The following is a 24,165-nucleotide window of genomic DNA, read 5'->3' as shown; positions in this document are numbered from 1 at the left end:
TAACATCTGGCGAGTGCCGCGCTCATCTGAAACCCTCGCTCCGCCCGTCGGCGCCCTGCTGCGCCGCTACCGCGAGGCCGGCGAGCCGCTCTCCTGCGAACCCGTCACCCAGGGTCTCCTCAACCGCGGCTACCGCGTCGCCACCACCCGCGGCGCCTACTTCCTCAAGCAGCACCTCGACGCCCCGACCGCCGACCGGGACACCATCAGCCGCCAGCACCGGGCCACCCAGCGCCTGCACGCCCTCGGCCTGCCCGTCGCCCCGCCGCTCGCCGACTCCGACGGCCGCACGGTCGCCGTCATCGGCGGCCGCTGCTACGCCCTGCACCCATGGATCGACGGTCGCCACCGTGACGGCGCCCAGCTCTCCACCGGCGGTTCCCGGCGCCTGGGCGCCCTCCTCGGGCACGTCCACACCTGCCTGGAGCAGGTCATGGAGTCCCCGCCACCGGGTGAAGGGCACGAGAGCGCCCGCCCCGAGGACACCCTCCGCGTCATCGACGAGCTCCTCCGCCTCGCCCGCGCCCATCGGCCCCGCACCGGCTTCGACGCGCTCGCGGAGCACCGGCTGCTCGAACGCCGCGGGCTGCTCGCCGAGCACGCCCACCGCCGCCCGCCGCCCGCCACGGCGGCCGGCTGGGTACACGGCGACTTCCACCCGCTGAACCTTCTCTACCGGGGCGCCGAGCCGGCCGCGATCGTCGACTGGGACCGCCTCGGGGTCCAGCCCCGGGCGGAGGAGGCCGTCAGGGCCGCCGCCATCTTCTTCGTACGACCGGCGGGCGAGCTGGAGCTCGAGAAGGTACGGGCGTACGCGCGCGCCTACCGGCGGGCGGCGGGCGCGGACGGGGCCGAGCTGGCGTCGGCGGTGCACAGGGTGTGGTGGGAGCGGCTCAACGACTTCTGGATACTGCGCTGGCGCTACCAGCTGCACGACCGAAGGGCCGACCCGCAGTTTCCCGCGGCGTCGGCCCTGGCGGTGTGGTGGACCCGTGAGTACGAGGCGGTACGCGACGCCTTCGCGGGCTGACCGGCCTTCCCGGCCCCTGGCCTCTGGCCCCTGCCCGGGGCCGGCCCCGCAGAGGGCCGGTCGGTGGAGGTGGTCAGGGGATGGGCAGGAGGGGTGGTCAGGGGGTGGTGCCGGGGCCGCCGCCGGTCGGCGGGTCCGTCGGCAGGTCCGTGGGATCGCCGGTCGGCGGGTCGGTCGGCTCGTCCGTCGGCTCGCCCGTGGTGCCGCCCTCGTCCGAACCGTCGTCCGTCGGCTCCGTCGACGGGGTGGTCGGCGGCGTCGTCTGAGGCGTCGTGGGCGGGGTCGTCGACGGGGTGTAGGACGGCGTCCAGGGCTGCTGGTCGCCGCCCGTCGACGTGTCCGGCTCCTGGCTCTCCTGGCTCGGCTGCGGGCTCTCCTGGCTCGGCTCGTCCGACGGCGTCGTCGAGGAGGTGACCACCGGAGTCGTCGGCTTGTCGCTGCCCTTGCCGCCCGCCTTGTCCAGCGCGTACGCGACACCCGCGACGATCGCGATCAGCGCGAGCGCCACGAACAGGAGCGCCTTGCCGCGGCCACCGCCGCTCTTGCCGCCGTGCTGCGTGCCGTAGCCGTCCTGGCCGTACCCGCCGTGGCCGCCGTCGTATCCGCCGTCGTCCGGGTTCATCGGCGGCAGGATCGCGCCCTGCGAGGTCTCGTGGTGCATCGGGTGACCCATCGCGGCCGTCGCCGCCACGCCGCCGACCGGCGTGTGCCCGCCCTCGTGCGTCTCCACCGGGCCCGTGTTCCACATGCCGGTGTGGCCGCCCGCCTGCTGGAGCATCTGCAGGCCGTACTGGATCAGCCCGCGCATCTCCTCGGCGCTCTGGAACCGGTCGTCCGGCTCCTTCGCCAGCGAGCGCATCACCAGCCCGTCGAGCTCCGGCGGTGCGTCCTGCGCGACGTCGGACGGCGGGACCGGGATGTCCTGGACATGCTGATAGACCACCGAGAGCGGGGTCTCGCCCGTGAACGGGGGACGCAGCGCCAGCAGTTCGTACAGCAGACAGCCGGTGGCGTACAGGTCGGAGCGGTGGTCCACCGCCTTACCGAGAGCCTGTTCGGGGGAGAGGTACTGCGGCGTGCCCATGACCATGCCGGTCTGGGTCATCGTCGACTGCGCCCCGTGCAGGGCGCGCGCGATGCCGAAGTCCATCACCTTCACCGCGCCGGTGTGCGTGATGATGACGTTCGCGGGCTTGATGTCCCGGTGCACGATGCCGTGCTGGTGCGAGTACGCGAGCGCCTCGAGCACCCCGGAGACGATGATCAGGGCCTGCTCGGGACCGGGCGCCTCCGCGCTGATCAGCAGGTCGCGGATGGTGCGGCCCTCGACCAGCTCCATCACGATGTACGGCACGGACTGGCTGCCGACGACGTCCTCGCCGGAGTCGTACACCGCCACGATCGCGTGGTGGTTGAGGCCGGCGACCGACTGGGCCTCGCGTGTGAAGCGGGCCTTGGAGACCGGATCCTCGGCGAGGTCGGATCGGAGCAGCTTCACGGCGACCGTGCGTCCCAGACGGACGTCCTCGGCCGCGAACACCTCGGCCATGCCGCCGCGTCCGAGACGGTGCGTCAGCCGGTACCGGCCGTCACCGACCACTCCGCCGATGCCCCAGGACTCCGCGGCGGCGCCCGACAGGCCGCCGCCGCCTGCTTCGGATTCGGGTGCCATCAGTCCTCGCCGTCATGTGTCCGTCGTGTGGTGCCGTACCGCCGTCACGCTACAGGCTTCGTCCGACACCACGGTCCGAGTGGACCGGCCATCCAACCCTCTGCGCGTGTACCGATGCAAATTCCGGTCCGATCGTGTAACGCTTCCGAGACGCTTCTTACGCGGAGGGTCACGGAACGGGCACCCGGCTTGACGTGTCGGTGCCCTGGGGCAGACTTGGCCAGGAAATTCCGGATCAGCGCCGCCACGCGCGCGTAGGGGGAGCACGAATGAGCCAGGACGGCGCACAGGGCCGCTATGCGGGCGGCTCGGTCGCAAACGGCCGGTACCAACTTCGCGACCTGCTCGGCGAAGGCGGAATGGCCTCCGTCTACCTGGCGTACGACAGCGCGCTCGACCGTCAGGTGGCCATCAAGACGCTGCACACCGAACTCGGCCGGGAACAGTCGTTCCGGGAGCGGTTCCGGCGCGAGGCGCAGGCGGTCGCCAAGCTTTCGCACACGAACATCGTCTCGGTCTTCGACACCGGCGAGGACACCCTCGACGGCGCCGTCATGCCGTACATCGTCATGGAGTACGTCGAGGGACAGCCGCTCGGCTCCGTCCTCGCCTCCGACGTACAGCAGTTCGGCGCGATGCCGGCGGACAAGGCGCTGAAGGTGACCGCCGATGTCCTCGCCGCGCTGGAGACCAGCCACGAAATGGGCCTGGTCCACCGGGACATCAAGCCCGGCAACGTGATGATGACCAAGCGTGGCGTCGTCAAGGTGATGGACTTCGGCATCGCCCGCGCCATGCAGTCCGGTGTCACCTCGATGACGCAGACCGGCATGGTCGTCGGCACCCCGCAGTACCTCTCCCCCGAACAGGCCCTCGGCCGCGCGGTGGACGCCCGTTCCGACCTGTACTCGGTCGGCATCATGCTCTTCCAACTCCTCACGGGCCGCCTGCCGTTCGACGCGGACTCGCCGCTGGCCATCGCGTACGCGCACGTCCAGGAGGAGCCGGTCGCTCCCTCGTCCATCAACCGTTCGGTCACCCCGGCGATGGACGCGCTCGTCGCCCGCGCGCTGAAGAAGAACCCGAACGAGCGGTTCCCGAGCGCCGCCGCGATGCAGGACGAATGCCTGCGGGTGCTGTCGGCCGGGCAGACGGGCGCTCCTGTGATCGTGGCGGGTGGTCCCGTCAGCAGCGGTTCCGGTGTGGGCTCGGCGGTCTTCCCGCCGGTAGGCCAGACGCCGCCGCCCTCGACGCACGGTGTCCAGCAGCCGTACCAGCAGCCGACGCCGCAGCCCGGTCCGTACGGTCCGCCGACGCCGGCCCCCTCCTACGGGTACCCGCAGCAGGCGCAGACCCCGCCGCCTGCCTCCATGTACCAGACGCCCGCTCCCGGGCCGTACCAGATGTCGCCGCAGACCCCGGTGACCAGCCCCCTGCACAACGGATCCGGCGGGTCCGGGGGATCCGGCGGGTCCGGGCGGAACATGCCGGTGGTCGTCGGATCGATCGTGGTCGCCCTGCTCGCGATCGGCGGTGTGATCACCGCGATCTCGCTCAACAAGGACGACTCGGACCCCAAGGCGGGCGGCGACCCGAGCCAGAGCCAGTCGGTCGCGCCCGGGCACAAGGGTCCTGACCTGACCAAGACCATCGACGTGAAGAAGTGCACCGAGCCGAGGGAGTCGAGCGACGACCCGGAGAAGTTCGAGATCCCCGACTTCACGTACAAGAACATCCAGTCCGTGAAGGACTGCATCCAGGCCGCGGGCTGGAAGCTCACGAAGCAGACCCCGGTGGACGAGGCGACGTACGGCGAGGGCACGGTCCTCAGCCAATACCCGCCGGCGGGTGCGGACGCGTCGAAGGACGACGCCGAGTTCACCCTGGAGATCTCGACGGGCAACCCGGGGCAGTAGCGCCCCCTTCAGGTCGCCCGCGCGCGGCGTTCGTCGCGCTCTTCATCCGTGCGCGGGCGCCCGGATGCCGGAAATGTCCCCCCATGTGACGCTGAGTGGGAAACCTCGGCGGCACGGTACGGGAGGGGGATCACCCGGTGACTCCAGGACTCCGCGACGCGCGGACGCGGGCACTGCGGTGGCGGGCACTCGGCCCGGTGGCGGTGTGCTGGCTGGTGGTGGGCGTCGTACCGATGGCGTACGGGTACGAGCGCCCCGGGCCCTCCCCCGTGACCACGACAACGCCCAAGGGCGCCCCGCCGAAGCACTGGAAGAGCGGGCCGTCCCCGTCGGCGCACGGGAAGAGCGGGCCGTCCCCGTCGGCCACACCCTCCCCGTCGGCCTCGACGAGCGGCACGTCCGGGACCCACGGCGCCCCGGGCGCGTCCGGCCCTCCCGGCCGGCCCCCGACCGCCGCGCCCTCCTCCCCCGCGGTGCCGCCCTCCGCGCCGGCGGCGGCGGCCTCCGAGGCCCCCGGCCCCACCCCGTCGCGCTCCCTGGCCGGCCGCCCCGCCGGAGAGGGCCGCGAACGGCCCGGCCGGCCCCCCGGCCCCCCGATGCCCAGCGCCACGGACACGGCCGCCGACCCGTCACGTAGCAAAACGGCAACAGCCGAGGAGCCGCCGGAGGGGCTGGACGAGGAGCCGGACGAGGCGGACGACTTCCCCGAAGCGGTACCGGAGACGGAGGCCACACCCTCGGCGTCGGCGCCCGCCACCGTGCCCGCCGCGGCGCCCCGGCTCGGCTCCCGGACCGCCGCCACCAGCGTTGACCGGCAGATTCCCGTGCTCACGCTGGGCGCGGGGCTCGCGCTGATGGGGCTCGGGATCGGTTTTCTCGGCGTACGGATGCGGCGCCGCTGAGACCCCGGCGTCCCTCGCACGACCGCGCGGGTCCTCCTTGAGACGGATGCCGGGCTTCCGTCTCAGGTCGCTTGTCGGCGTCGGCATACTCGGTATACATACTGAGTATGTCGATCCGCCACGGGCTTCTCGCCCTCCTCGAACGCGGGCCCCGCTACGGCTCGCAGCTCCGTACGGAGTTCGAGTCCCGCACAGGCTCCACCTGGCCTCTCAACGTCGGCCAGGTCTACACGACGCTCAACCGTCTCGAACGGGACGGCATGGTCGCCCAGGGCGGCGAGGACGAGGCCGGCCACGCGCTCTACGCGATCACCGACAGCGGTCGCGAGGAGCTCAAGGCCTGGTTCGAGAAGCCGGTGGACCGCACCAGCCCGGCCCGTGACGAGCTCGCCATCAAGCTCGCCATGGCCGTCGGTGCGCCCGGCGTGGACATCCGCGCCGTCATCCAGTCCCAGCGCCGCCACACCGTGAAGGCGATGCAGGACTACACCCGGCTCAAGGCCCAGGCGCTCGCCGCGCTCGAGAGCGGCGCGTCAAGGGAACGCGACGACGTGGCCTGGCTCCTCGTCCTGGAGCAGCTCATCTTCCAGACCGAGGCCGAGGCCCGCTGGCTCGACCACTGCGAGGCCCGGCTGATCCGCCTCTCGACGGCCGCCGTCGGAGCGGGGGACCCACGGCCCCCCGAGCCCCCCGAGCCCGCCGAACCGGCCGAGCCGCCGACGTCGGCGTCCCGGTCCGCTTCCCGGTCCGCGTCACGGTCCGGGTCACGGCCCACGTAGTCGCTTCCGCGGTGTCGTCCGCCGACGTGGCCGCTCGCCCGGCACGGCCCGCACCGTCCTGTATCTCCCGTACCTCCCGTACCTCCCGCACCACCTCTCCATCCGCTCCGTACGTGAGCGCCGACCGCGTTCGTACGTCCAAGGGGGACCCCTCCATGTCCACAGCGCAGCCCGTGCTGCAACTCCAGAACCTGACCCGCGTCCATGGCTCCGGCGCCACCGAGGTGCACGCCCTGCGCGGCATCGACCTCGATGTCTTCCCCGGTGAACTCGTCGCCGTCATGGGCCCGTCCGGCTCCGGCAAGTCGACCCTGCTCACCATCGCGGGCGGCCTCGACATCCCCACCTCCGGCCGGGTGATCGTCGAGAACACCGACATCACCACCGCCGACCGCAAGGCCCTCGCCGCCTTGCGCCGCCGCAGCATCGGGTACGTCTTCCAGGACTACAACCTCATCCCGGCCCTCACCGCCGCCGAGAACGTCGCCCTGCCGCGCGAGCTGGACGGCATCTCCGCCCGCAAGGCGCGTGTCGAGGCGCTGGCCGCGCTGGAGGAGATGGACCTCGGGCACCTCGCCGACCGCTTCCCCGACGAGATGTCCGGCGGCCAGCAGCAGCGTGTGGCCATCGCCCGCGCCCTCGTCGGCGACCGGCGCCTCGTCCTCGCCGACGAGCCCACCGGCGCCCTCGACTCCGAGACCGGCGAGTCCGTCCTCGCCCTGCTGCGCGCCCGGTGCGACGCCGGAGCCGCCGGCGTACTCGTCACCCACGAGCCGCGGTTCGCCGCCTGGGCCGACCGTGTCGTCTTCCTGCGGGACGGCGCCGTCGTCGACCAGACCGTGCGCAGCGAGGCCGACTCGCTCCTGACCGGCCAGGCGGCCGAGCGGTGAACAAGTGGCTCCACTCCTGGCGCGCCGCGATCCGTATCGCCCGCCGCGACGCCTGGCGGTCCAAGGGACGCAGCTTCCTCGTCCTCGCGATGATCGCCCTGCCCATCCTGGGCGTGAGCGCCGCCGATCTGACCCTGCGCAGCTCCGAACTCTCCACCGAGGAGAGCCTCGCCCGAACGATCGGAGGTGCCGACGCCCGGTTCGTCGACGCCTCCGTCGGCGGCGTACCGATCCTGCAGGACCCCACCGGCGAGATGAACACGACGGCCAAGGACTACAAGGTCTGGCCGAGCGGTCCGACCGATGTCACCAAGACCTTCCCGGCCGGTGCCACGTTCCTCACGGACAGCTCCGGAAGCGCGAAGCTCACCACCGTGCACGGGCTGCTCCAGAGCGAGATCCGCGAGCTGAAGGCCGACGACCCGGTGGCCCGGGGGATCATGACCCTTCTGGAGGGCCGCTTCCCGCAGAAGGCCGACGAGGTCGCCGCGACCGCGCACTTCCTGGAGACCAGCGGGCTGGGCATCGGCTCCACCGTCTCGGCGCGCGGTGACGCCCGTACGTTCCGGATCGTCGGCTCGTACGAGATCCCCAACGACCTCAAGGCCGACCAGGTCAACGCCCTGCCGGGCGCCTTCCTCGCCCCGTACGCCAAGGCGGTGGAGAAGGCCGGGCTGAGCGGTTCCGACATCTCCACCACGTATCTGGTGAAGTCCGCCGGCGGTTTCACGTGGGACGCGGTCCAGAAGATCAACACCAAGGGTGTCACCGTCGCCTCGCGTGCCGTGCTCCTCGACCCGCCCGCCAAGGAAGACGTCCCGCTGTACCAGAAGGAGGGCTGGGGCGACTTCGAGTCCAGCCCCGGCGCCCAGGCCGCCGAGCTCGCCGCGCTCGGCACGATCGTCGGCCTCGCGATGCTGGAGATCTGCCTGCTGGCCGGGCCCGCGTTCGCCGTGGGCGCCCGCCGCTCGCGCCGTCAGCTCGGGCTCGTCGGCGCCAACGGCGGCGACCGCCACCACATCCGTGCCATCGTCCTGAGCGGCGGCCTCGTCATCGGCGTCGCCTCGGCCGTCGTCGGTACCGTCCTCGCCCTGATCCTGACGTTCGCACTGCGCCCGGTCCTCGAGAACGCCATGGGCCAGCGGTTCGGCTCCTTCGACATCCGCCCGCTGGAACTGCTCGGCATCGCGCTGATCGCCGTACTGACCGGCCTCCTCGCCGCGATCGTCCCGGCCGTCACCGCGTCCCGGCAGACCGTCCTCGCCTCGCTCACCGGCCGTCGCGGTGTCCGCCGCAGCAGCCGCGTGCTGCCGCTGGTGGGTCTGGCAGCCCTGCTCCTGGGCGGTGCGATCGCGCTCTACGGATCGGTGATCTCGGACCAGTTCGTGATCGTCGCCGGCGGCAGCGCCCTCGCCGAGCTGGGCGTGGTCGCCATGACGCCCGCCCTGGTGGGCCTCTTCGGCCGCACCGGCCGCTGGCTGCCGCTCTCGCCGCGCCTCGCCCTGAGGGACGCCGTGCGCAACCGGGGCCGTACGGCACCCGCCGTGGCGGCCGTGCTCGCCGCGGTCGCCGGAACGGTCGCCGTCTCCACCTACGCTGCCAGCCGCGAGGCCCAGGACCTGGCCGGATACACGCCGAAGCTGCCGCACGGCGCCGTCTCCGCGCTCGTGATGGAGGAGAGCGGCCGGGACGTCCCGGCGGTGCGTGACGCCGTGCAGCGGCTCGTGCCCGTCGACACCCGCGCCGACGTCCAGCGCATCCAGGTCGGCAAGCCGAGCTGCGCCCCGTACAGCGACAGCGCGGGCTGCGGTCGCTTCGAGCTGGTCATCCCGAAGGCCAACGAGTGCCCGCTGTGGGGCACCTTCGAGGAGGGCGAGGACCCCGCGTCGAAGTACACCACCGAGCAGCGCCGCACGTTCGCCGAGGACTGGCGCTGCAAGGAGAACCGCGGCGGGGAATTCGGCGGCGGAACGTACGTCGAGAGCGGCCTCCTGATCGGTGACGCCTCCCTCCTCAAGGTGCTCGGCATCAAGGACGCCGGCGCGGAGAAGGCCCTCGCGGACGGGAAGGTCGTCTCCTTCGTCAAGGCTCCCGTCGACGCCGCCGGGAAGGTCGGCATCAAGCTGATCACCGACAACCAGAAGGCTCAGCAGGCCGAGATGGACGGCAAGCCCGTCCCCGGCGAGATCAAGAGCTTCCCCGCCCACCTGGTGACCGGCGAGAACGCCTACGGCGTGGGAGCACTCCTCACTCCCGCCGCCGCCAAGGCCGCGGGCCTGCCCACGGTGCCGTTCGGCTCGTTCTTCTCCACCGACTCGCTGCCCACCGCCGAGCAGCGCCAGAAGCTCGACGGTGAGCTCGCCAAGATCGGCAGCGACGCCGGGCTCTACGTGGAGGAGGGCTTCGTCAGCGACACCAGCATCGTGCTCCTCGCGCTGACCGTCTTCGCGGGCCTCGTCACCATCGGCGCCGCGGGCATCGCCACCGGCCTCGCGCAGGCCGATGCCGAGGCCGACCTGAAGACGCTGTCCGCCGTCGGCGCACCCCCGCGGGTCCGCCGCACGCTCAGCGGCTTCCAGTGCGGTGTGGTCGCCGCGATGGGTGTGATCCTCGGATCGGCGGCCGGCGTGCTCCCGGCAATGGGGCTGCGGCTCACCGAGGGGCGCCAGGAGCTGCGCTTCTACCAGGAGAGCCTCGACCAGGGCTGGGCCACGTCGGCGGACGTGCCGTACGTGCCGATCGTCGTCCCGTGGGAGACGCTCGCGGCGCTCCTGGTCGCCGTACCGCTCGGTGCCGCGCTCCTCGCGGCCCTGGTGACCCGCTCCCGCGGGGCCCTGGCCCGCCGCGAGGCGACCTGACCGGACCGACGGACCCGATTGGACCGGTCGGGACCTGCGTGGGCCGGACCTGACCGGACCGGGCCGGACCGTCGGCGACCGTTGCCGTCCTGTGCCCCCGGAGAAGGGTGGATCACCCTCCTCCGGGGGCACACCGTGTGGTGAGGCATGTGTGCGAGAGAATGGCGGCATGGAGATGCCGAGGAATGAACGGTCGCAGGAGACTCCCCAGGTCCTCATCGTGGGACAGGACGGGATGGCACTCGGCGGCACTCAGGGTGACGACGAATCCCGCGAGGTCCCGGTGACGGAAATGGTCGAGCAGCCCGCGAAGGTCATGCGCATCGGCAGCATGATCAAGCAGCTCCTGGAGGAAGTACGGGCGGCACCTCTCGACGAGGCCAGCCGCGTCAGGCTCAAGGACATCCACGCCAGCTCCGTCAAGGAGCTGGAGGACGGGCTCGCGCCCGAGCTGGTCGAGGAACTGGAGCGGCTCTCCCTGCCGTTCACCGACGAGGCGATCCCCTCCGAGGCGGAACTGCGGATCGCGCAGGCCCAGTTGGTGGGCTGGCTCGAAGGCCTCTTCCACGGCATCCAGACGGCGCTGTTCGCCCAGCAGATGGCGGCCCGCGCCCAGCTGGAGCAGATGCGCCGGGCGCTGCCGCCCGGTGCCTCGCACGAGGACGACGACGACCAGGGCCACGGGCACGCGGTCCGTTCGGGACCGTACCTGTAAGGGCGTAGACGGCTACGGAAGGGCCCGGCGGCACCTCGAGTGCCCGCCGGGCCCTTTCACGTACCGCCCTGGGTGCTCAGTGGGCCTGAGGCGCCCTGAGCAGGACCTTGCCGACGTGGGTTCCCGATTCCAGCGCCCGGTGTGCCTCGGCGGCGTCCGGCATCTCCACCGTACGGTCGACGACCGCGCGGACCGTCCCCGAGGCGATCAGCGGCCAGACGTGCTCGCGCACCGCCGCGACGATGGCCGTCTTCTCGTGCAGCGGACGGGACCGCAGCGTGGTCGCCGTGATCGCCCCCCGCTTGGCGAGCAGCGCGCCGAGGTTCAACTCGCCCTTCACACCGCCCTGCAGGCCGATGATCGCCAGACGGCCGTTGACCGCGAGCGCCTTCACATTGCGCTCCAGGTACTTCGCTCCGACGATGTCCAGGATCACGTCCGCACCGGCGCCGTCCGTGGCCTTGCGCAGCTCCTCGACGAAGTCCTGCTCGCGGTAGTCGATCAGGATGTCCGCGCCCAGCTCGGCGCAGCGCGCGAGCTTCTCTGCACCGCCCGCGGTGACCGCGACCTTCGCTCCGACGGCCTTGGCGAGCTGGATCGCCATCGTGCCGATGCCGCTCGCGCCGCCGTGCACCAACAGCGTCTCGCCGGGCCGCAGATGGGCGACCATGAAGACGTTCGACCAGACCGTGCAGGTCACCTCGGGCAGCGCCGCGGCCGTGACGAGGTCCACCCCGTCCGGTACGGGCAGCAGCTGGCCGACGGGCACGACGACCTTCTCCGCGTACCCGCCGCCGACCAGCAGCGCGCACACCTCGTCCCCCACCGACCAGCCGGAGACCCCCGGCCCCAGCTCGGCGATCCGGCCGGAGCATTCGAGACCGGGGTACGGGGACGAGCCGGGCGGCGGGTCGTAGAAACCCTGCCGCTGAAGCAGATCGGCGCGGTTGACGGCGCTCGCCACCACCTCGACGAGCACCTCGCCCTCGGCGGGCACGGGATCGGGCACCTCGGCCCAGACGAGGGCCTCGGGACCACCGGGTTCCGGAATCGTGATCGCATGCATGGCCGCGAGGCTACTCGGGCGGCGTGGACAACGGGGTGACGGGCGCAGCCCGCACGATCGTGATCACACGGTCCGTCAACTGCAGGGGGCTGGCCGCCGGATCGTCGTAACCGAGCAGCCGGTGCCCGCGCAACACACTGACCACCAGGTCCTCGGTCTCCCGCACGTTCTTGCCGACCTCGGACTTTATGACCGGCCGCTCCACCAGATCGAGGCCCGAACCCTGCTGGATCAGGTCCTCCATCACGGTGCCGGCGCTGGGGCTGAGCACCGAGAGCCCGAGCAGCCGTCCGGCGGCGCTGGCGCTGGTGATGACGGCGTCCGCACCGGACTGGCGCAGCAGCGGCGCGTTCTCCTCCTCGCGTACGGCCGCGACGATCTTCGCGCCCCTGTTGAGCTGGCGCGCGGTGAGCGCCACGAGGACGGCGGTGTCGTCGCGCTGCGTGGCGATCACGATCTGCCGGGCCTTCTGGACCTCGGCGCGGAGCAGGACGTCGCTGCGGGTCGCATCGCCGACCACACCGACGAATCCGTCCGCGTTCGCCGTCTCGATCACCTTGGTGGAGGGGTCGACGATGACGATCTGATCCTTCCGCAACCCCGTCGCACAGAGCGTCTGGATCGCCGAGCGGCCCTTGGTGCCGAAGCCGACGACGACGGTGTGGTCACGCAAGGTGGACCTCCAGCGGTTCAGCCGCCACTCCTCCCGGGTCCGTTCCGTGAGGACCTCGAGAGTGGTGCCGACCAGGATGATCAGAAACAGTACGCGCAGCGGCGTGATCACCAGGATGTTGATGAGCCGGGCCGAGTCGCTGTAGGGGACGATGTCGCCGTACCCCGTGGTAGAGAGGGTGACGGTCGCGTAGTAGGCGCAGTCGAGGAAGTCGAGGCTGCCGTCGGCGTTGTCGTTGTAGCCGTCACGGTCGAGGTAGACGATCACGGTCGTGAGGGCCAGCACACTGAGGGCCATCAACAGCCGCTTGGTCACCTGCCGCAGAGGCTTCTCGACGACGCGTCGGGGCATCCGGATACGGGAGGGGGACGTCTTCTCGTCCGCGTGGCGGGCCATGACGTCACGGCTGGGAAGTTTCACGTGAAACATCCTCCCTGGGAAGCGCCGTGCGAAGGAGCCATCGGCCAAGGAAGATCGAGAATCTCCAGCGCCTCTCCACTCCGTGCTCCCCCGGGCGGCACGACGGCCATCCCGTCGGCGGCGGCGATGCCCCGGAGCATCGCCGGGCCGTTGTAGTGCAGGGGCACGGCGTCGTCGCCCTCGTGGACGACCGGGACCAGCCGGGTGTCGTGCGGATGGCCGTGGATCTCGTCCCGTACGGGCACGCGGTACGCCTCGGGGGCCGGCGCGCCCGCCAGGGCGCGGAGCAGCGGCTCGGCCAGGGTGAGCAGGCCGGAGACGGCGGCGAGCGGGTTGCCGGGCAGTCCGACGAGATGACGGCCGGCGTCGAGGCGCGCGAGCAGCATCGGGTGTCCCGGGCGGACCTTCACCCCGTCGACGAGCAGGACGGCACCCGCCCGGGCGAGCACGGGGTGAACATGGTCGACGGGACCGGCGGCCGTGCCTCCGGTGGTGATCACCAGATCGGCGGGGGAGCCGGTGACGGCCGCCGCCAGGGCGTCGGCGTCGTCGCCGATCCGGCGGGTGGCGAGCACCTCGGCGCCGAGCGCGTCGAGCCAGGGGCCGAGCATGGGGCCGAGGGCGTCCCGGATCAGCCCGTCGTGGGGGAGTCCGGTGGTCAGGAGCTCGTCGCCGAGGACGAGGACCTCCACCCGGGGCCGGGGACGCGTCGGCAGCTCGTCGTACCCGGCCGCGGCGGCGAGGCCGAGGACGGCGGGGGTCACCCGGGTCCCGGCGGGCAGCAGCCGGTCGCCGGCGCGGCATTCCTGGCCCCGGGGGCGGATGTCCTGGCCGGGCACGACCTCACGCCGCGCGTGCAGATGGCCGCTCGCGTCGGTGCGGGCGTGCTCGCTGCGGATCACCGCCGTGGTGTCGTGCGGCACTCGGGCGCCGGTGGCGATCCGTACCGCCGTGCCGTCGGCCAGCGGGGAGGCGGGCGCGTGGCCGGCGAGTACGGCCCCTTCCTCGTGGATCTCCCAGGGGCCGGGCCCGGCGACGGCCCAGCCGTCCATCGCCGAGGTGTCGAAGGACGGCAGATCGGTGAGCGCGCGCAGCGGCTCGGCGAGCACATGGCCCACCGCCTGCCCGAGGGGCGTACGGAGAGGTGTGCGGGCGGCCCCGACGGCCGCCCCGGCGCGGGCTGCGACGGCTCGCGCGGCCGGCCAGGCCGTCGCGCGATGTTCTTCGGCGGGCCGGGGTTTCTCGCCGCGCGGCAGGGCGACGAGGGCGAGGACCTCGTCCACACCGTCGTCGTCGGTCCCTGACCCGGATCCGGCCGCGGCCTGGGCCGCACGCTCCTGAGGGGTCATCCGGCCGCGTCCCGCTCCGCTTCGGCGGCCCAGCGGTTGGCGAGGGCGGCGGCCTTGCGGGAGGCCTCGGCGACCGCCTCGGGACCACCACCGGCATCGGCCGCCCGGCCTGCCGCGTACCCGACCAGGAACGTGGTCAGCGGGGCGGCGGGGCGGGCGACCCCGTGGGCGGCGTCCCGGGCCAGATCGAGCAGCACGCCGGTGTCGACGTCGATCTCGATGCCCAGCTCGTCCTTGACTGCGGTGATCCATTCGTCCAGCACGTTCCCATGCTCCCTGATCCGGGCCCGGGCCGTGGCGATGTCCTCCCAGGTGTCGCAGTCGAAGGAGGCGAGGGGGCCGGCGGCGACCCGGACGATCCGCAGCCCCTGGGTGAGCAGACGCAGCGGGAGCCCGGAGAGGGTGCCGTGCGCGGTGGTGAGGAGATCCACTTCACGTCGGAGGGCGTCGGCGCGGTAGGCCGCGACGAGCGGCTGGTCACGGCCGTCGGCGTCGACGAGGAGAGCGGCTTCGGCGTCGGGCTCCGTCGTCAGCGCGTCGAGGAGCTGCTTGCCGGTGTCCTCACCGAGAAACGGCAGGTCGGCGGAGAGAACGAGCACCACGTCGGCCCGGACCTCGCGCAGGCCCGCGTCGAGCGCGGCCAGCGGGCCGCCGCCGGGCGGATCCTCCCTGGCCCACACGACGGGCCGCATGGTCGCCCGCCGCCCGCCGACGACCACGGTGCGCCGGGCTTGCCGGCACCCCGCGAGCACCCGGTCGAGCAACGCCCGCCCGCCGACCCGCACTCCCGGCTTGTCCACCCCACCGAGCCGCTTCGCGCCTCCGCCGGCGAGCACGATGGCGTCACACCCGATCGTCATCCCAGCAGTATGATCCGCCGCCACCGACAAAGCCCCCCTCCGTCTCAACCAGGGAGACGAGAGCGGGGGCGGTGACGAGGAGCAGGGGGCGCCGCGCGGAGGGCGCGGGGCGGGCCGTCCGGGCTGGGCGAGGGGGGCGGGGCGAGGGAGCGGGGCGAGGCGAGGGAGCGAGAGCCCCAGGTCGGCCCGGGCCACCCCGGGCCGCTCTGGGCCGCTCTGGGTTTCCGGTCTCCGGGCCCCGGGCTGGGCTCAGGACTCCGGGCGCCGGGCTGGGCGCCGGCTGGGCGCCGGGCTCCGGGCCGACTCCGGGCTCCGGGCTCCGGGCCGGGCTCCGGGGTGGGAGGGTGTCGGCTCGCGAGACGGGGGGTTCGCCCCGCGAGCCGCCGGGGTCAGAGCGTGCGCAGCAGGACCGCCGGGTGTTCGACGCAGTCGGCGACGTAGCGGAGGAAGCCGCCCGCCGTGCCGCCGTCGCAGACCCGGTGGTCGAAGGTCAGCGACAGCTGGACGACCTTGCGGACCGCCAGTTCGCCCTCGTGGACCCACGGCTTGGGGATGATCCGGCCCACCCCGAGCATCGCCGCCTCCGGGTGGTTGATGATCGGCGTGGAGCCGTCCACCCCGAACACCCCGTAGTTGTTCAGCGTGAACGTCCCGCCCGTGAGGTCACCCGGCGTCAGCGTCCCCTGCCGGGCGGACTCCGTCAGCCGCGCGAACTCCTCCGTGAGCGACTCCGCCGTCCGCGTGCCCGCGTCCCGGACCACCGGGACGACCAGACCGCGCGGGGTCTGCGCCGCGAACCCGAGGTGCACGGACGGAAGCCGGACGATCTCCCTGGCCGCCGTGTCCACCGTGGAGTTGAGCTCCGGATAGCGTGCGAGCGCATGCGTGCAGATCCGGGCGAGCAGCGCGAGCAACGAGATCTTCGGCCCGCCCCCCGCGTTCATCGCGGCCCGCGCCGCCATGAGTTCGGTCGCGTCGGCGTCTACCCAGCAGGTCGCGTCCGGGATCTCCGTACGGCTGCGCGAGAGCTTGTCGGCAACCGCGCCACGGACCCCGCGCAGCGGAACCCTCTCCCCGCCTTCGGCCACGACGGCAGGGACGGCGGCCGCGGGCACCGGCACCGGACGCGCCGCGGTCGTCTCGGCGGCGGCCAGGGCCGACTCGACGTCGGCCCGCAGGATCAGCCCGGCCGGACCGGACCCACGCACCTCGCGCAGATCGAGCCCCTTGTCCCGGGCCAGCTTCCGTACGAGCGGCGAGATCACCGGCACAGGTCCGTCGACGGGCTCCGGAACCGGCGCCGGAGCCTGGACCGGAGCCGGGGCCTTCGCCTCCGTACGGCCACCGCCCCCCGCCACCGCGGCGCTCTCGTGGCGCACCCGGCGACGCCTCGCCGCCGGTCCGGCCGTGCCGTACCCGACGAGCACGTTGCCCGAGTACTCCGACGACTCGGCGTCCCCGGCCGAGGCCCCGGAGGCCCCCGACGCCCCGGCCGCAGCCGAGACCGCCGTGCCGGACGAAGCCGTACCGCCCACCGCGACCGTCAGCAGCGGCGCGCCGACCGGCAGTTCCGTGCCCTCCTCGCCGAAACGGGCGGTCACGACACCCCCGTACGGGCACGGCACCTCCACCATGGCCTTGGCGGTCTCCACCTCGACGACCGGCTGGTCGATGGCGACGACGTCGCCCACGTTCACCAGCCAGCGCACGATCTCCGCCTCGGTCAGCCCCTCACCGAGGTCGGGCAGCTTGAACTCGAGCACCTGCGCCATCAGTGACCCGCCTCCCACTGCAGCCGCGCCACCGCGTCGAGCACCCGGTCCACGCCCGGCAGGTGGTGCCGCTCCAGCATGGGCGGCGGATACGGGATGTCGAACCCGGCGACCCGCAGGACGGGCGCCTCCAGATGGTGGAAGCACCGCTCGGTGACGCGCGCGGCGATCTCCCCGCCCGGCCCGCCGAATCCGGTCGACTCGTGCACCACGACCGCCCGGCCGGTGCGTCGCACCGACGCGCAGACCGTCTCGTCGTCGAACGGCACCAGCGAGCGCAGATCGACCACCTCCAGGTCCCAGCCCTCCGCCTGCGCGGCCTCCGCCGCCTCCAGACAGACCGGCACGGACGGCCCGTACGTGATCAGCGTCGCGCTGCGCCCGCTGCGCCGCACCACGGCCTTGCCGATCGGCTCCACCGGCGCCGGAGCCTCCGGCCGCCAGTCCGCCTTCGACCAGTACAGCCGCTTGGGCTCCAGGAAGACGACCGGGTCGTCGGAGGCGATGGCCGCCCGCAGCAGCCCGTACGCGTCCTCGACCGTCGCCGGGGTGACGACGTGCAGGCCCGGCGTCGCCATGTAGTACGCCTCGGACGAGTCGCTGTGGTGCTCGACGCCGCCGATCCCGCCGCCGTACGGCACACGGATCACCAGCGGCATCGGCATCGCGCCCCGTGTGCGGTTCCGCATCCGGGACACATGGCTGATCAGCTGCTCGAACGCCGGGTAGGCGAAGGCGTCGAACTGCATCTCGACGACCGGCCGCAGCCCGTACATGGCCATGCCGACGGCCGTGCCGAGGATGCCCGCCTCGGCCAGCGGGGTGTCCGTGCAGCGGTCCTCGCCGAACTCCTTCGCGAGGCCGTCCGTGACCCGGAAGACACCGCCGAGCGTGCCGACGTCCTCACCCATCACATGGACCGTCGGGTCCTCGGCCATCGCGTCGCGCATGGCCCGCTGAAGGGCCTGCGCCATGGTGGCGGGCTTGGCCTTGGCCTTGTCCGCCGCCGTCGTCTTCTGCGCGGTCGTCATCACGCCTCACCCTCGGCGTCGAGCTCGGCCCGCAGGTGCGCGGCCTGCTCGCGCAGTTGTGCCGTCTGCTCGGCGTAGACGTGCGCGAACAGGTCCATCGGGTCGAGGACCGGGTCGGCGTTCATCCGCTCGCGCAGCGCCGCCGCCATCGTCTCGGCGGCCTCCGCCGCCGCCTGCTTGCGGCCCTCGTCGATGATCCCGCGCTCCGTCAGCTCCCGCTCCAGGATCACGATCGGGTCGTGGGCCCGCCAGGTCTCGACCTCGCTGTCCCCGCGGTAGCGGCTCGCGTCGTCGGCGTTGGTGTGGGCGTCGATGCGGTACGTGACGGCCTCGACCAGCGTCGGTCCGCCGCCCCGCCGCGCGCGTGCCACGGCCTCGGTCAGCACCTGGTGGACGGCGACCGCGTCGTTGCCGTCGACGAGCCGGCCCGGCATGCCGTACCCGACGGCCTTGTGGGCCAGCGAGGGGGCCGCGGTCTGCTTGGCGAGCGGTACGGAGATCGCGAAGCCGTTGTTCTGCACCAGGAAGACCACGGGGGCCTGCCAGACGGCCGCGAAGTTCAGCGCCTCGTGGAAGTCGCCCTCGCTGGTGCCGCCGTCGCCGACCATGGCGAGCGCGACGACGTCGTCGCCCTTGAGCCGGGCGGCGTGGGCCAGTCCCACCGCGTGCGGCAGTTGGGTGGCGAGCGGGGTGCTCAGCGGCGCTATGCGGTGCTCACGCGGGTCGTACCCGGTGTGCCAGTCACCGCGCAGCAGCGTCAGCGCCTGGACCGGGTCCAGTCCGCGGGCGACGGCCGCGAGGGTGTCGCGGTACGAGGGGAACAGCCAGTCCCGGTCCTCCAGGGCCAGCGCGGCCGCGACCTCGCAGGCCTCCTGCCCGGTGGTCGACGGGTACACGGCCAGGCGGCCCTGCTTGGTCAGCGCCGTGGCCTGCGTGTTGTACCGACGGCCGCGCACCAGCTCCGCGTAGAGCCGCCGCAGCAGCTCGGGGTCGGCGTCGGCCACCGCGTCCGTGCCGAGGACCCGGAAGGGCTCGGCGTCGGGCAGCAGCGGGGCGGGGTCGGTGCGCGGCTTCCACGCCGGGGGCGGGGTGGGCCGGTAGGCAGGGACGGCACCGGGCGGCTCTTGGACTGTCGAACTGCGCTGTTGCAACGAGTCCACCTCCTCGTGGGAGCGGGCATAAGACCCGAAGGCGGGTGGCGCGGGTGTGGCGCGCCTCACCTACCGATTGTTCGGTCGTGGAGGCATTTTGGCTACAGGCGCCCTCAGCCTGTGGACAATCGGTTCTCCACAGCCTGGGATAGAGACATGTCGTCCATGGATGAGAGGCGGGGGGACATGGCGGATGAACAAATGGCCGACGGCTGGGAGCAGGCCCTGGCCCAGAGTCCGGCCGGAGCGCCGCAGGGGCCGCCGGCGCGGCCGCTCGACGCGATCGACCGCGACATCCTGCGCATCCTGCAGACGGACGGCCGCGCCTCGATACGTTCCGTCGCCGAACGGGTGCACGTGTCCCGGGCCAACGCCTACGCACGGATCAACCGGCTGATCGACGACGGGGTCATCCGCGGCTTCAGCGCCCGGGTCAACCACGAGCGCGCGGGCCACGGCGCCTCGGCCTACATCACGCTCAAGATCGTCCAGAATTCCTGGCGCACTGTGCGCGAGCAGCTCCAGGCGCTGCCGGGCGCCGCGCACATCGCGCTGGTCAGCGGGGACTTCGACGTCCTCCTGCTGGTCCACACGCCGGACAACAGGACGCTGCGGGAGCTGGTGCTCACCAAGCTCCAGTCGATCCCCGAGGTGCTCTCCACGCGCACGCTGCTGGTCTTCGAGGAGACGGACCTCGACCCGGACCACTGAGCGGGCACGCGGCCGGGCCCGCCGCTGCGCAGGCACGCAGCCTGGCCCGCCACCCGTCAGCGGCCACCGAATCGACGCCCGAGGCCGCCTCTCGACGCCCGAGGCCGCCTCGGCGCCCTCGGCGCAGCATCGGCGCCCCCTCGGCGCCCCGCAACCCTCACGGAACGCTCCAGCGGCCCTCAGCGGGCCCCAGCCGAGTCTCAGCGGCCCGCAGCAGGCCTCAGCGGGCCGTACGCAGCCCGTCGAAGGCCAGGTGGACCACGGTGTCGGCGAGCTGCTCACGCTCCGCGTGCGCGCCCGGCAGCGGCCGGTACCACTCCACCAGCGAGTTGATCATGCCGAAGAGCAGCCGGGTGGCGAGCTTGATGTCCACATCGGCCCGCAGGTCCCCGTCGGCCACGGCCGCCTTCAGCAGGTCGGCCACCCGGTGGTCGAACTCGCGGCGGCGTTCCATCGCCCAGCGCTCGGTGTCCGTGTTGCCCCGGACCCGCAGCAGCAGCGTCACGTACGGCAGCTCCGCGGTCAGCACCTCGACCGTGCGCCGGGTGACGTACTCGACCCGCTCGATGGCCCGCCCGCGCCCCGCACCCGGCTCGTCGAGGATGCCGAAGAGCCCGTCTATGGCCCGGCTGACGGCCCGCCGCAGCAGCTCCTCCTTGCCCGCGACATGGTGGTAGATCGAGGACTTGGAGATCCCCGCCGCCTTCGACAGGTGCTCCATGGACGTGCCGTCGTAGCCGCGCTCGTTGAAGACCTGCACGGCGACGGAGAGCAGCGTCTCGGGCGTGTACGTGTCACGCTTCGCGGTCGTCATGCCGTCGCCCCCGCCTCGGCCTCGGCCGACTCGAGCGCGGCCGCCTCGGCGGCGACCCGCTCGGCGGCGGCCCTGCGGCGCAGCGCCTGCGAGGGGGCGTAGCGGCCCGTCGGGTACTCCTCGTGGAGGTTCGAGAGCGTCTCCAGGACCCAGCCGACGCCCAGCTCCTCGCCCCAGGCGAGGGGTCCGCGGGGGTAGTTCACGCCGAGCCGCATCGCGGTGTCGATGTCGTCGGCGTCGGCCACCGCGCGCGCGGCGGCGTCGAAGGCGAAGTCGGCGAGCATCGCGACCGTGCGGGCGACGATCATGCCCGGGATGTCGCGGATGACGCTGACCTTCTTGCCCGCCGCCTGGAAGAGGCCGATCGCCTCCTGGAGCGCGGTGCCCTCCACGGTGGCCGAAGGCCCGAGCACGATCCGCTCGCAGGTGTAGAAGTCCAGCGCGAGATCGATGTGGATCACCGGCATCTCGGCATCCTCGGCCGCGGTCCCGTCGGCGAGGAAGATCCGGGTGCCGCTCGGCAGCTCGATCCAGCCCGGGTAGCCGGCCACGCCCTCGTCCCCGTGGTGGACCGCGATCGCGGCTTCCTCGATCAGCTGGACCAGGGCGCGCGCCTGGCCCATGTCGCCCTGGACCGTCACCGAGGCCGGGGGCTCGGCGGGCGGCGCGGTGTGCGGCTCGGGGGCCGCCGCGCCGTCCCCGTACGGGAACCAGCCCTGGCCCGACTTGCGGCCGAGCCGCTCCGACTCCACCAGGCGCCGCTGGGCGAGGGAGGGCGTGAACTTGGGGTCCTGGTAGAAGGAGTCCCAGACGGACCGCGTGACGGCCTCGTTGACGTCCTGGCCGATGAGGTCGGTCAGCTCGAAGGGGCCCATGCGGAAGCCTCCGCACTCGCGCAGGGCGGCGTCGATGGTGGCGGGGTCGGCCGCGCCCTCCTCGTAGACCCGCAGCGCCTCCGCGTAGAAGGGCCGGGCTATCCGGTTGACGATGAAGCCGGGGGTGTCGGCGCAGCGCACCGGCGTCTTGCCCCAGGCCTTCGCGGTCTCGTACGCGCGCGTGGCGGCGGATTCGTCGGTGGCGAAGCCGCTGACGACCTCGACGAGCGGCAGCAGCGGCGCCGGGTTGAAGAAGTGCAGTCCGACGAAGCGGCCGGGCAGCCGCAGCCCTCCCGCGATCGCGGTGACGGAGAGGGAGGAGGTGTTGGTCGCGAGGAGCGTGTCGTCGCCGACGATCTTCTCCAGCTCGGCGAAGAGCTGCCGCTTGACCGGGAGCTGCTCGACGATCGCCTCGACGACCAGCGCGGCGTCGGCCAGGTCCGGCAACCCGGCCGCGGCATGCAGCCGGGCGACGGCTCCGTCGCGCTCGGCCCGGTCCATCCGCCCCTTCTCGACCAGCCGGTCCAGGCGGGCGGCGAGGGCGGCCACGGCCTCCTCGGCCCGGCCGGGGGCGCTGTCGTAGAGCCGTACGGGATGTCCGGCGACCAGCGCGACCTGCGCGATTCCCTGGCCCATGGTCCCCGTGCCGACGACGGCGACGGTACGGCTGCGGTCGAGGGCGTCGGCACCGGAATCCGGCGCGGCGCCTGCCGCGGCGTCCGGCGCGGAGTCGCTCACATTGGCGGTCATACGACTGATCCTCCCCGATGGGTTGTCCACAGCTTCGACAGACCCCCTTGTCCCGACCGATCGTTCGGTTACTCTAACTCTGTCCGTCCTTTACTGCCCACCCGTCTTCCGCAACCACCCGTTGCGGAGCGCTCCGCGCGCCGAATCGATCTAGCTCGACGAGGAGTTGGTCCTGTAATGGCCGCCGCTCAGCTGACCACCGACGCCCTGGCCGAGAAGCACCGGTCCACGCTCGACCAGGCTCTCGACACCATCCGCACCCGCGCCTACTGGTCGCCCCACCCCGAGCACCCCAAGGCCTACGGCGAGAACGGCTCGCTGGACGCCGCCGCCGGTCTCGAGGCGTACAAGGCGCTGCTGAACACCCGTTTCGAGCTGGACCAGCCCGGCACCGACGCCTGGACCGGTGGCGAGACCTCGCCGTACGGCCCGGCGCTCGGCATCGAGTACCCGCACGCCGACATCGACGTCCTGCTGCCCGCGATGCGCGCCGGCATGGCCGGCTGGCGCGAGGCCGGCGCCGAGGTCCGCGCCCTGGTCTGTCTGGAGATCCTCGCCCGGATCTCGGCCCGCACGCACGAGTTCGCGCACGCCGTCATGCACACCAGCGGCCAGGCCTTCATGATGGCGTTCCAGGCCGGCGGCCCCCACGCCCAGGACCGCGGCCTCGAGGCCGTGGCGTACGCGTACGCGGAGCAGACCCGCACCCCTGGCAACGCCGACTGGTCCAAGCCCCAGGGCAAGCGGGACCCGCTGGAGCTCACCAAGGCGTTCACCCCGGTCGCGCGCGGCATCGCCCTCGTCATCGGCTGCAACACCTTCCCGACCTGGAACGGCTACCCGGGCCTCTTCGCCTCCCTGGCCACGGGCAACCCCGTCCTGGTCAAGCCGCACCCGCGCGCCGTCCTCCCGCTGGCGCTCACCGTCCGCGTCGCCCGCGAGGTCCTGGCCGAGGCGGGCTTCGACCCGAACCTGGTCGCGCTGGCCGTCGAGCGGCCCGGCGAGGGCATCGCCAAGACCCTCGCGGTCCGCCCCGAGGTCCGGATCATCGACTACACCGGCTCCACCGCCTTCGGCGACTGGCTGGAGGCCAACGCCCGCCAGGCGCAGGTCTACACGGAGAAGGCCGGCGTCAACACGGTCGTCGTCGACTCCACCGACGACTACAAGGGAATGCTCTCCAACCTGGCGTTCTCCCTGTCGCTGTACAGCGGCCAGATGTGCACCACCCCGCAGAACCTGCTGATCCCCCGCGACGGCATCACCACCGACGCGGGCCCCAAGTCGTACGACGAGGTGGTCGCCGACCTCTCCGCCGCGGTCGGCGGTCTGCTCGGCGACGACGCCCGGGCGAACGCGCTGCTCGGCGCCCTGGTCAACCCGGACGTGAAGGCGCGCCTGGAAGCCGCCGCCGGCCTCGGCGAGGTGGCGCTCGCCTCCCGCGAGGTGGCGAACCCGGACTTCCCGGACGCCGTCGTCCGTACGCCGGTGATCGTCAAGCTGGACGGCTCCAAGCCGGACGCGGACGCCGCGTACTTCTCGGAGTGCTTCGGCCCGGTCTCCTTCGCGGTCTCCGTCGACTCGACCACCGACGCACTGGAGCTGCTGCGGCGCACGGTGCGTGAGAAGGGCGCGATGACGGTCGGGGCGTACACCACCTCGCCCGAGACCGAGCGCGCCGTGGAGGAGGTCTGCCTGGAGGAGTCGGCCCAGCTCTCGCTGAACCTGACGGGCGGGGTCTACGTCAACCAGACGGCCGCGTTCTCCGACTTCCACGGTTCCGGCGGAAACCCGGCCGCGAACGCGGCCCTGTGCGACGGAGCGTTCGTCGCCAACCGCTTCCGGGTGGTGGAGGTCCGCCGCCAGGCGTGATCCTCCGGGCTCGCGGGGGCCCTACGGGGTCTCCGCGAGCCCTCTCTCCGCGAGCCTGC

20 protein-coding genes are annotated in these 24,165 nt (G+C 72.8%); 9 read left to right on the top strand and 11 right to left on the bottom strand.

What is annotated here, in order from left to right; genetic code table 11:
- Positions 1–13 precede the first annotated feature (13 nt).
- A complete protein-coding gene (locus ACFY8U_RS15935) occupies positions 14–1,030 on the top strand; it encodes a phosphotransferase (protein ID WP_361435293.1) in 1,017 nt (338 codons plus the stop codon).
- A 97-nt stretch (positions 1,031–1,127) separates the two neighbouring features.
- On the opposite strand, the gene ACFY8U_RS15930 is transcribed toward ACFY8U_RS15935, so the two are convergent.
- The gene (locus ACFY8U_RS15930) at positions 1,128–2,702 is read right to left on the bottom strand and encodes a protein kinase (RefSeq protein WP_389570309.1); all 1,575 of its coding nucleotides are present in this window, start codon (positions 2,700–2,702) and stop codon (positions 1,128–1,130) included.
- A 269-nt stretch (positions 2,703–2,971) separates the two neighbouring features.
- Between ACFY8U_RS15930 and ACFY8U_RS15925 the strand changes: the two genes are divergently transcribed.
- Entirely contained in the window at positions 2,972–4,618 is a 1,647-nt protein-coding gene (locus ACFY8U_RS15925; RefSeq protein WP_389570306.1) for a protein kinase, read from the top strand.
- Between the two features lie 130 nt (positions 4,619–4,748).
- Here ACFY8U_RS15925 and ACFY8U_RS15920 read toward each other — a convergent pair whose 3' ends face one another.
- On the bottom strand, positions 4,749–5,141 hold the full coding sequence (locus tag ACFY8U_RS15920) for a hypothetical protein (RefSeq protein ID WP_389570303.1): 393 nt from the start codon (positions 5,139–5,141) through the stop codon (positions 4,749–4,751).
- A gap of 73 nt (positions 5,142–5,214) precedes the next feature.
- On the opposite strand from ACFY8U_RS15920, the gene ACFY8U_RS15915 reads away from it, so the two are divergent.
- The 5 genes from ACFY8U_RS15915 (at position 5,215) to ACFY8U_RS15895 (ending at position 10,762) form a co-directional block, all read left to right on the top strand.
- On the top strand, positions 5,215–5,520 hold the full coding sequence (locus tag ACFY8U_RS15915) for a hypothetical protein (RefSeq protein ID WP_389570300.1): 306 nt from the start codon (positions 5,215–5,217) through the stop codon (positions 5,518–5,520).
- Between the two features lie 107 nt (positions 5,521–5,627).
- Entirely contained in the window at positions 5,628–6,299 is a 672-nt protein-coding gene (locus ACFY8U_RS15910) for a PadR family transcriptional regulator (RefSeq protein ID WP_389570297.1), read from the top strand.
- A gap of 155 nt (positions 6,300–6,454) precedes the next feature.
- Positions 6,455–7,189 (top strand): ABC transporter ATP-binding protein, encoded by a 735-nt coding sequence (locus ACFY8U_RS15905; RefSeq protein WP_361435299.1) that lies wholly within the window; start codon positions 6,455–6,457, stop codon positions 7,187–7,189.
- On the top strand, positions 7,186–10,047 hold the full coding sequence (locus ACFY8U_RS15900) for an ABC transporter permease (protein WP_389570294.1): 2,862 nt from the start codon (positions 7,186–7,188) through the stop codon (positions 10,045–10,047). The genes ACFY8U_RS15905 and ACFY8U_RS15900 overlap by 4 nt, the downstream gene beginning before the upstream one ends.
- 169 nt (positions 10,048–10,216) lie before the next feature.
- A complete protein-coding gene (locus ACFY8U_RS15895) occupies positions 10,217–10,762 on the top strand; it encodes a bacterial proteasome activator family protein (RefSeq protein ID WP_352187277.1) in 546 nt (181 codons plus the stop codon).
- A gap of 76 nt (positions 10,763–10,838) precedes the next feature.
- Here ACFY8U_RS15895 and ACFY8U_RS15890 read toward each other — a convergent pair whose 3' ends face one another.
- The 7 genes from ACFY8U_RS15890 to pdhA all read right to left on the bottom strand — a co-directional run bounded on the left by ACFY8U_RS15890 (position 10,839) and on the right by pdhA (position 19,093).
- A complete protein-coding gene (locus ACFY8U_RS15890) occupies positions 10,839–11,828 on the bottom strand; it encodes an NAD(P)H-quinone oxidoreductase (protein WP_389570291.1) in 990 nt (329 codons plus the stop codon).
- A 10-nt stretch (positions 11,829–11,838) separates the two neighbouring features.
- On the bottom strand, positions 11,839–12,930 hold the full coding sequence (locus ACFY8U_RS15885) for a potassium channel family protein (protein ID WP_389570288.1): 1,092 nt from the start codon (positions 12,928–12,930) through the stop codon (positions 11,839–11,841).
- Positions 12,918–14,270, bottom strand: a complete 1,353-nt coding sequence (locus ACFY8U_RS15880; RefSeq protein ID WP_361435303.1) for a molybdopterin molybdotransferase MoeA — start codon at positions 14,268–14,270, stop codon at positions 12,918–12,920. The genes ACFY8U_RS15885 and ACFY8U_RS15880 overlap by 13 nt, the downstream gene beginning before the upstream one ends.
- Entirely contained in the window at positions 14,267–15,130 is an 864-nt protein-coding gene (locus tag ACFY8U_RS15875) for a DUF6457 domain-containing protein (RefSeq protein WP_389570285.1), read from the bottom strand. Before ACFY8U_RS15875 ends, ACFY8U_RS15880 begins: the two co-directional genes overlap by 4 nt.
- A 389-nt stretch (positions 15,131–15,519) precedes the next feature.
- Positions 15,520–16,902, bottom strand: coding sequence for a dihydrolipoamide acetyltransferase family protein (locus tag ACFY8U_RS15870; protein ID WP_389570283.1), 1,383 nt, complete (start codon positions 16,900–16,902; stop codon positions 15,520–15,522).
- Positions 16,902–17,933 carry an alpha-ketoacid dehydrogenase subunit beta gene (locus tag ACFY8U_RS15865; RefSeq protein WP_389570280.1) on the bottom strand — a complete coding sequence of 344 codons (1,032 nt, stop codon included), beginning with the start codon at positions 17,931–17,933 and terminating at the stop codon, positions 16,902–16,904. Before ACFY8U_RS15865 ends, ACFY8U_RS15870 begins: the two co-directional genes overlap by 1 nt.
- Positions 17,933–19,093: a pyruvate dehydrogenase (acetyl-transferring) E1 component subunit alpha gene (gene pdhA / locus ACFY8U_RS15860; RefSeq protein WP_389570933.1), complete on the bottom strand. Its 1,161-nt coding sequence runs from the start codon at positions 19,091–19,093 to the stop codon at positions 17,933–17,935. The genes ACFY8U_RS15865 and pdhA overlap by 1 nt, the downstream gene beginning before the upstream one ends.
- 177 nt (positions 19,094–19,270) lie before the next feature.
- Between pdhA and ACFY8U_RS15855 the strand changes: the two genes are divergently transcribed.
- Positions 19,271–19,795, top strand: coding sequence for an Lrp/AsnC family transcriptional regulator (locus ACFY8U_RS15855; protein ID WP_389570277.1), 525 nt, complete (start codon positions 19,271–19,273; stop codon positions 19,793–19,795).
- 220 nt (positions 19,796–20,015) lie between these two features.
- Here the strand turns inward: ACFY8U_RS15855 and ACFY8U_RS15850 are convergent, their stop codons facing one another.
- Positions 20,016–20,609, bottom strand: coding sequence for a TetR/AcrR family transcriptional regulator (locus ACFY8U_RS15850; RefSeq protein ID WP_389570274.1), 594 nt, complete (start codon positions 20,607–20,609; stop codon positions 20,016–20,018).
- Entirely contained in the window at positions 20,606–22,234 is a 1,629-nt protein-coding gene (locus ACFY8U_RS15845; protein ID WP_389570271.1) for a 3-hydroxyacyl-CoA dehydrogenase, read from the bottom strand. Before ACFY8U_RS15845 ends, ACFY8U_RS15850 begins: the two co-directional genes overlap by 4 nt.
- A 177-nt stretch (positions 22,235–22,411) precedes the next feature.
- On the opposite strand from ACFY8U_RS15845, the gene paaN reads away from it, so the two are divergent.
- Positions 22,412–24,106 (top strand): phenylacetic acid degradation protein PaaN, encoded by a 1,695-nt coding sequence (gene paaN / locus ACFY8U_RS15840; protein ID WP_389570268.1) that lies wholly within the window; start codon positions 22,412–22,414, stop codon positions 24,104–24,106.
- The last annotated feature ends 59 nt before the right edge of the window (positions 24,107–24,165 follow it).

This window comes from Streptomyces sp. NPDC012508 (assembly GCF_042902595.1).
GTDB lineage: Bacteria > Actinomycetota > Actinomycetes > Streptomycetales > Streptomycetaceae > Streptomyces.
The sequence above is the reverse complement of the archived record's forward strand: the minus strand, read 5'-3'. Positions and strand labels throughout refer to the sequence as shown.

What these genes read in the sequence shown, in the direction of transcription:
- ACFY8U_RS15930 (WP_389570309.1), bottom strand. Translation starts at nt 2,702, where the DNA reads ATGGCACCCGAATCCGAAGCAGGCGGCGGCGGCCTGTCGGGCGCCGCC.
- ACFY8U_RS15925 (WP_389570306.1), top strand. Translation starts at nt 2,972, where the DNA reads ATGAGCCAGGACGGCGCACAGGGCCGCTATGCGGGCGGCTCGGTCGCA.
- ACFY8U_RS15915 (WP_389570300.1), top strand. Translation starts at nt 5,215, where the DNA reads ATGCCCAGCGCCACGGACACGGCCGCCGACCCGTCACGTAGCAAAACG.
- ACFY8U_RS15910 (WP_389570297.1), top strand. Translation starts at nt 5,628, where the DNA reads ATGTCGATCCGCCACGGGCTTCTCGCCCTCCTCGAACGCGGGCCCCGC.
- ACFY8U_RS15905 (WP_361435299.1), top strand. Translation starts at nt 6,455, where the DNA reads ATGTCCACAGCGCAGCCCGTGCTGCAACTCCAGAACCTGACCCGCGTC.
- ACFY8U_RS15895 (WP_352187277.1), top strand. Translation starts at nt 10,217, where the DNA reads ATGGAGATGCCGAGGAATGAACGGTCGCAGGAGACTCCCCAGGTCCTC.
- ACFY8U_RS15890 (WP_389570291.1), bottom strand. Translation starts at nt 11,828, where the DNA reads ATGCATGCGATCACGATTCCGGAACCCGGTGGTCCCGAGGCCCTCGTC.
- ACFY8U_RS15885 (WP_389570288.1), bottom strand. Translation starts at nt 12,930, where the DNA reads ATGTTTCACGTGAAACTTCCCAGCCGTGACGTCATGGCCCGCCACGCG.
- ACFY8U_RS15880 (WP_361435303.1), bottom strand. Translation starts at nt 14,270, where the DNA reads ATGACCCCTCAGGAGCGTGCGGCCCAGGCCGCGGCCGGATCCGGGTCA.
- ACFY8U_RS15875 (WP_389570285.1), bottom strand. Translation starts at nt 15,130, where the DNA reads ATGACGATCGGGTGTGACGCCATCGTGCTCGCCGGCGGAGGCGCGAAG.
- ACFY8U_RS15870 (WP_389570283.1), bottom strand. Translation starts at nt 16,902, where the DNA reads ATGGCGCAGGTGCTCGAGTTCAAGCTGCCCGACCTCGGTGAGGGGCTG.
- ACFY8U_RS15865 (WP_389570280.1), bottom strand. Translation starts at nt 17,933, where the DNA reads ATGACGACCGCGCAGAAGACGACGGCGGCGGACAAGGCCAAGGCCAAG.
- ACFY8U_RS15855 (WP_389570277.1), top strand. Translation starts at nt 19,271, where the DNA reads ATGGCGGATGAACAAATGGCCGACGGCTGGGAGCAGGCCCTGGCCCAG.
- ACFY8U_RS15850 (WP_389570274.1), bottom strand. Translation starts at nt 20,609, where the DNA reads ATGACGACCGCGAAGCGTGACACGTACACGCCCGAGACGCTGCTCTCC.
- ACFY8U_RS15845 (WP_389570271.1), bottom strand. Translation starts at nt 22,234, where the DNA reads ATGACCGCCAATGTGAGCGACTCCGCGCCGGACGCCGCGGCAGGCGCC.
- paaN (WP_389570268.1), top strand. Translation starts at nt 22,412, where the DNA reads ATGGCCGCCGCTCAGCTGACCACCGACGCCCTGGCCGAGAAGCACCGG.